This is a genomic window from Vibrio sp. OPT46 (assembly GCF_015163535.1).
Lineage (GTDB): Bacteria > Pseudomonadota > Gammaproteobacteria > Enterobacterales > Vibrionaceae > Vibrio > Vibrio alginolyticus.
Genome location: NZ_JADDYG010000042.1, coordinates 3,658 through 11,310 on the forward strand (window position 1 = coordinate 3,658; position 7,653 = coordinate 11,310).

A 7,653-nucleotide genomic window follows, 5' to 3' on the forward strand; every position below is an offset into this window, starting at 1 on the left:
GTCAATCGGGCCTTGCAGCGTAAAATCGTACGTACCATCTGTTGCGACATTCAACGTGAAGACAGGATTGCCGTCAGCGGTCGCAACATAAGTAAAGCTGCCGTCGCCATTCGCGGTTTCCACCAAGATAATCGCCTCACCTTGAGAGGTCAGCCCCGCAACAGGATCTGCGGTTGAATCCTGTTGATAGCTCACCACTCGGTCAGAGCCTTGTGTGGTTGTAAACGCCCCTTCAACGAACAGATCGCCGCCTGGGTCTGAACCCACACCGCTAAGGTCGTCTTCGTCGACACTCAACGCATCCACCGCTGTGATAGTCGGTACATCATCAACAATTGTGACTGGAATCGTTTCTGTGACGGTGTCGCCATCAAAGTCGGTTGCGATAATTGGGAAGTTCAGTATCAGCTCGTCACTACCCACCGCGTGATCAATTGGCCCTTGTAGCGTGAAGTTATAAGAGCCATCAGTATTCACTGTTAGCGTAAAGACTGCTTCAGAGCCCGCTGTTGCTTCGTAGGTGAAGCTGCCATCACCGTTTGCAGTTTCAGTTAATGTGACAGCCACGCCTTGCGATGTTAAACCGTCAACTGGTGTTGATGTGCCATCGAGTTGGTAGCTCACCACTCGGTCTGAACCTTGTGTGGTGGTGAAGTTACCATCAATAGAAATCGGATTGCTTTGGTCTGAACCGATTGACGCTAGATCATCTTCATCAACCGTAATGGCATCCACGTCAGTAATAACTGGCTTATCGTCCACGATCGTCACAGGGATAGTGGCGTTTGTGGTGTCGCCATCAAAGTCGGTCGCGATGATTGGGAAGTTCAGTGTCAACTCATCGCTATCTACTGCATGGTCAATTGAACCTTCAAGCGTGAAGTTATAAGAGCCATCAGTGTTCACTGTAAGCGTAAAGACCGCTTCAGTACCCGCTGTCGCCTCGTAAGTAAAGCTTCCATCGCCGTTTGCGGTTTCAGTTAGCGTGACTGCCACGCCTTGTGATGTGAGGCCGTCAACTGGTGTCGAAGAAGCATCGAGCTGATAGCTCACTACTCGGTCCGAGCCTTGTGTGGTGGTGAAGTTGCCATCGATTGAAATCGGGTCAGTCTGATCTGACCCAATCGTGCCTAAGTCATCCTCATCAACGGTAATCGCATCGACATCGGTAATGGTCGGCTTATCATCCACGATGGTAACAGGCAGTACGATTTGGCTTGTGTCACCATCGAAATCAGTAGCAATAACATTAAAATCGAGGGTTAAGCTGTCGCTATTTGCCGCATGGTCAATTGGACCTTGCAGCTCAAAACTGTACGAGCCGTCGGTATTCAAAATTAATGTGAAAACTGCACTGCCATTTGCCGTTGCGCTGTAGGTGTAACTGCCATCTGCATTTTGCGTTTCGGCAATGGAAACGGTTTGACCTTGAGATTGCAGGCCATTTAAAGAATCAGCGTTTACATCCAACTGATACTGTACGACGCCATCAGAACCTTGAGTTGTCGTAAACTGACCTTCGACCAGCGTTGACTGTGATTGGTCAGAGCCTACCAAACTTAAGTCATCTTCATCGACGGTAAGAGCGACAACGTCATTAATGGTTGGCACATCATCGGCAATGGTTACCGGTAGAACAAGTGAACTGGTGTCACCGTCAAAGTCCGTTGCGACAATAGTGAAGTCTAGAGTTAAGCTATCGCTACCCACAGCATGATCGATTGGACCTTCAAGGGTAAATGAATAAGAACCGTCAGGGTTCACTTGTAAGGTGAAGATAGCGTCCCCTTCTGCCGTTGCAGAATAGGTAAAGCTGCCATCTGAATTGGTTGTTTCCGTCAGAGAGATAGATCGCCCCTGCGATTCCAACCCATTGAGTGGATCAGTGCCGCTCTCTAATTGATAACTTACAACACGGTCTGAGCCCTGAGTCGTCGTGAAGCTACCTTGCGCGAACACAGAGTCGCTTTGATCGGAGCCAATGCTTGATAAATCGTCTTCATCGACGGCTAGCGCATCAACGCCATCAATCGAAGGAACGTCATCTTGAACTTGAATGACAATTTGCGCAGCTTCTGGTGTGTTCGAACCTTCGGTAATAGAGGAGCGGTCACCATCCGCATCTACCGCGTAAACTGGCAGTGAGAAAGTGAGCGAGTCATCGTTAGCACCCGTATGGTCAAGTTGTTCATACAAGTTGAATTGGTATTCGCCCAATGCAGGTGCATCAATCGCCACATCAAATACGGTAATACGCACACCATCCAGCTCGATGAAGCCTTCGTAAGTACGTACGCCGTTACTCTCGGACGCTAGTTCTAGTTGAACAACCTGCCCTTGAGATTGGAGTTCTCCACCAACATTGAACTCTGTAGGTTCCAACTCATAGTGATCAATGATGTCACTTCCGACCGCTGTCGTGATCGACCCAGTACCACTTGTTACTGCCGCGCCTGCCTGTGAACCTTGGTCAACCCCCGCCTCATCTAAAGACAAGCCCGTCACGTTCTCAATCACTGGGTTATCGCCATCGAGGATGGTCATCGTAAAGGTGTTGCTTGCCGTATCTTGGTCGAAATCGACGATTGTGGTTGGCAAAGAGAGCTCAATCGTATCTTCACCGTTTGTTTGTTCTAACGGCTTAAATTGCTCAAATTGGTAGGTACCATCAGTATTCAACCTGATGGTTAAGACGGTCTCATTCGAGCCCGCAATGGACAAGGTGATAGTACTGCCGTCTTCAGAGAGTACCGCTTCTGTCGCCTGATTATCACTCAGTAGGCCATCGAACTGACTAAGTCCTTCTTGATTAAACGTGACCGTTGCCAATTGATCACTACCAATATCAACAAAAGTGCCAGTAATTGGTGTAGAAGAAGATTCAACGTTTTCAAAAGTAACGTTCTGCGGCGCAGGATCATCGCCATCAATAACGGTTGTCGTAAAATCGATAGGCGCTTGAATGCTATTACCACCAATATCTGCGCCTGTAATGTCAAAAGCGATATTGATTTGATCACCGACGATAGATACTTGGCCATCAGCGATGGACGCCACATGGTCAATACCCTGGCTAATCGTGGTAACGACCTCTAACTCTAAATCACGGCCTAAAGATGTCGCTTCGATCTCGATACGAAGCACTTCGTTACCACCTTGAGTGCCGATAATGGCATTTTGCGCTTCGTCGTAAACAAACGCCACTGGCTGACCACCAGAGGTAATGTCACTATTTAACTCGGTTAACAAAGACTCTAATGAGGACGTTTCAGGTACAAATGAAGCAGTATCAAGTGCGAGATCCCCTGCTTCAACCAGCACACTAGAAGAAATGGTTTGCGGGTAGCTAGATAGAGAAATTGAGCCTTCTGTTACGCTAGATTGCAGTGACTGCCCACCATCAGCAAAAATCGTGACATTCAAACCGTCATCTTCGTCGCGATCATCTTCTCCGCTGCGAGTCGCAGACGTTTCAAAAAAAGTAGAAGCGAGTACTTCCGGGTTATTATATTCAACCGTCACGTAGCCAGCATTAGCCGAGCCTTCAGCACCTGCGCCAGCAGCTGTTGCTTCTAAGATAGCGGTAGGGTCAGCTCCGTCTAAAATAGCTTGCTGGATAGCGGCAATATCGTTGGCGTCGAAGTCAGCACTTCCAATAGCCGTTGGGTCAAAAGTCACTAAGCCATTAACTGGAGATTGTACCAATACTGGTTCTAACGGTTCAGAAGAAGGCACAGGAAGACAAGCAACACAATTTGCATCGACCAGATAAAGCTCATTATTTATCTGTACGTCGAGAGAAGCATTATTTTCTGTGATAATAATCTCGCCAGGTCTTAACTCATCCCCCGCTTTTATGACCTTAACGTTTCCATCCAGGCCCAAAACCAAAACTTCACCTTTGACAGCATTTACAATCGCGCTCTGCGGTACCGTGTGCGTACTCATCTGACCTCCGCTAATGGCTTACGTTTCCCATTAACCTTTTTAGATAATTTCTTATTAATTTAGTGCGGCATACTGCACACCTTTATACGATTAAACTAAGTATTGAATCATTAAACAATCGATAAATACCCTACTACCAAGCAACATAAGTAAAACTTACTCGTAGTCACAGAAATGTGACACATGTGCTGACGCGTAGATATCGAATAATTATATGAAATTGATACCTTATTCTGATTAAGTGTAGTTGTTTTAAGAAAAGAAGAGAGATGAAATCATTCAGCTAAACGCCAGACTGCCGGTTGCGATCAATAATGGAAGAAAAGCAATGAGAATGTTGTATACACCGGAGCGTGATGACAGCTTAATCAATATCGGTGACGAAAAAAACGTAACGATTAAATATTGAACAACATAAATTGCAGGACAAAATGCAACGATAAAAAAGTGGCTTACGATATGAATCCCCGCACACCACGAGTTCGGTTTTGTTCTGATATACAGCAAAAAAAACACGAGCAAGCTAATAATAAAATACATAAACACAGCACTTGAAAATAATTATCATTTTCAATGATATGTAAATATTCCCTTACTTTCAATGGTGTTTGAGCTATTAATGTCATCGTTATTATCAATCAACACAATAAGTAAAATTATCAGTAATTCCAGTCCTAAACGTTTGCGTAATCGCTAACCTTCTCTTAACCTTGATTTGAGGCTTTTATCACGGTTTTTCCATTGATATAGTGCGTCCTTACAACAAAAAAAGACCATTCGAGGCATGGAGCTTCCTCATTAATCTCAAGATGAGAAGAATTGGTACCGACAAAATTCGGCAGATTTTAAGAGGGTCAAAAAATGGACATGAATATGGTTGAGATTTTAGGTTATGCAGCTTCAATCATGGTCGCTATTTCGCTAACTATGAAAGATATTGTTAAGCTTCGTATCCTTAACTTTATTGGTTGTGCGCTATTTACCGCTTACGGACTAATGATTGATTCTTGGCCTGTAGTATTAACTAACGGTTTTATTGCTTGCGTTAACATCTACTTCCTAGCAAAAATGCAGCAGGAAAAAAAAAGCCTAGAGCCTGAGAAAGCGCAATAGCATTCAAACAATAAAAGCCCGCAAATCATAAGATTGCGGGCTTTTGCTTTTAATATTCCACTTCTATCACAGCATCCCTAAACGAGCGCTAACGAACCCAGCTAAGTGCTAATGTTTCTCGACGAGAAAACATGTCCACATGCGATGAAATGATCGCCTTAACCGTATTCAGTTTCTCTTCTGAATCCGCCTCACAGGTTATAGTTAGGCTAGATGCACAAAGGTTAAACTCCGCTTTTCCCGTCGGAAATGTCACCAAACCGCTATTTTCATTCCAAGTAGCAGGAACCTTTCGTCCAAAATGCCGACAAAGCGTCACTAAGTATTTGTCAGCGTGTTCACTATCTATTCGGGTGCTTTCTTTAATCATGAACTTACTCGTTACTTTGAAACGTCCTATGAAGAACCTTGTTAGAATTGATAAGCTGCAGAGAGCTTGAAGTTGCGACCCGGCTCGTAGTCATCAAGCGTGAAGCCACGTGCAGTACCCGAACGAGACGCATGAGAGCTGTACAACTCGTCAAATACATTATCAATACCAAAGGTCACCGACAGTCCATCAATATCAGACGGCACCCATTGAGCGTATAGATTATGCACATCATAACTTGCTTTCTTTGGCTGACCATCAAAGACGTTGTCTTCCTCTAGAACAAACATTGAGTTCCACCCGAAGATCGTTTCTAAAGCGTCTGACTGGTAATCCAAAGTTAGAGCAATGCTATCACCCATATCAATGCTACGCCCATTACCCCCAGCAACAGGACCACCAGTATTCTTGTTTTTGGTGTCCGACTTAGAGTAAGAAAGTTTGCTGTTAAACTTGTCGTAACCATAAGAAGCACTTGCCTCAAAGCCTTTAATCTCAACATCACCTAAGTTGTAAATCAGGTAAGTTTGAGTCGCGTTTTGGTACTGGTCTGCAATGTAATCATCAATTTCCGTTTGGAATATCGTAATATTCGCCCCAAAGAAATGCTTATCAAAGGTTTTATCAAAACGAACACCACCCTGCGTGTTCAATCCCGTTTCTGGCTTTAACCCATCCTCTAAAAATGCAACGTCTTGGTAAGCAATAAAGGTTTCCATTAGCTCTGGACCTTTAAATAGAGAGCGTGCACTCGCAAACAACGTCCAATCTTGCGTCACCGCCCATTCTGCTGCTAGAGCCCAAGTCACATCATCATAATTACTGTTTCCTGTCTCAGCTTTGCGTTTGTAATCATCAAAGCGCATACCTGCAGTAATAAAGAAGGCATCAGAGAAGAAGAACTGATCTTCTACAAACAGTGCGGTTGAAATCGCCGATTCGTCCATAAACTTACGACTACCGTAGTAACTCGAAGACGTTTTATCCATGTAGTCGAAGCCATAAGTGACTCGATTATCAAACTCACCTAACATAACATCTGACTGGAATTTGCCATTCAAACCAAAGTTTTGGTTTTTGGCGGTGTTCTTTGATAAACGGTTCGAGGGCCAACGAGGGGCCATCACCGTTTCGTCACGTTTAATTTCTGTCTCGGTATTATAAAGAGTGACGTTTCCTTGGTGTTGTTCGCCTCGCAACTCGTAACTCAAGGTAACGGTATCGCGGTCATAATCCGTAGGGATAAGTAACTTGCTCGACAGGCTATTATTTGCACTACCCGACATATCAGGACGCGGACTGTAATCTCCACTGTCTCGGTACATGTCATAAGAGAGCTCAAAACGATGGATGTCATTTAGTTCATACCCCAGCTTAGCCAGAATGTTGTAAACATCACCTGCAGCACCATAGGTTTTATTGCCATCACCATCTTCAAAATCATCACGCGTAACGTAATGGCCATAGACCATCGCATCAATGTTTTCGGACAAAAGTCCGTACAGTGTCAACGAACCTTGTTGGTTGTCGTTGGATGCATAGCCGCCATAAACACGCGCACCAAACTTTTCATCGTAACGAAGTAAGTCACGAGCGTCTTTCGTTTCAAAGTAGACCGAACCGCCTAACCCGTTTTGAGTCACAGAGTTATTACCTACCTGAATGTCCGCAGATTTGAGAATGTCAGGGTTCAACGTCAAGTTACCAATATGATGGAACATGCTCGCATGCTGAGAAGCACCGTCAAGACGAATGTCCAAATCGGTTTCGCTCAAACCACGAATCGTAATACGTTGATTCACAGAGTGTGTGCCACCAACATCCACACCGGGAATATCGCGCAGTAAATCAGACATATGATCCGCTTGCTTCAGTGACATGTCGTCCGCAAACATCGACTCAGTGTTGCTGGAAACTTTCGTTCCCCATACAACGACCTCTTCAAAATGTGACTCAGTATCTTGAGCTAAAACAGGGGTTGATAGCGCCATTCCCACTGCAAGGCAAAGGCTTGAAAGCTTGATAGGTGAACAAGCAGGGCTTTCCATAACTTAACTCCTAAATATTAATGATAATAATTCTCAGGTATAATAAGCATGAGTTTTATAAATACAAAGGCGATTCGGTTATGCGAAATCGCACAAGTGTTATGAGGAAGTGTCAAATGCAGGAAGTCACAACAAAACGAACTAAAATTGCCAAGATAGCTTTAACCCAAAGAC

At 44.6% G+C, this 7,653-nt stretch carries 4 protein-coding genes; 1 reads left to right on the plus strand and 3 read right to left on the minus strand.

Features of this window, described 5'->3' with window-relative positions; all coding sequences use genetic code 11:
• A partial coding sequence (locus tag IQR33_RS32125) for a retention module-containing protein (RefSeq protein WP_228013725.1) occupies positions 1-3,948 on the minus strand: 3,948 nt, incomplete at its 3' end.
• Between the two features lie 861 nt (positions 3,949-4,809).
• On the opposite strand from IQR33_RS32125, the gene IQR33_RS02465 reads away from it, so the two are divergent.
• Positions 4,810-5,061 (plus strand): YgjV family protein, encoded by a 252-nt coding sequence (locus IQR33_RS02465; protein WP_005376619.1) that lies wholly within the window; start codon positions 4,810-4,812, stop codon positions 5,059-5,061.
• A gap of 88 nt (positions 5,062-5,149) precedes the next feature.
• On the opposite strand, the gene IQR33_RS02470 is transcribed toward IQR33_RS02465, so the two are convergent.
• Positions 5,150-5,431 carry a DUF2218 domain-containing protein gene (locus tag IQR33_RS02470; protein ID WP_005376622.1) on the minus strand — a complete coding sequence of 94 codons (282 nt, stop codon included), beginning with the start codon at positions 5,429-5,431 and terminating at the stop codon, positions 5,150-5,152.
• 41 nt (positions 5,432-5,472) lie between these two features.
• On the minus strand, positions 5,473-7,479 hold the full coding sequence (locus IQR33_RS02475) for a TonB-dependent siderophore receptor (protein WP_005376624.1): 2,007 nt from the start codon (positions 7,477-7,479) through the stop codon (positions 5,473-5,475).
• Positions 7,480-7,653: the final 174 nt, after the last annotated feature.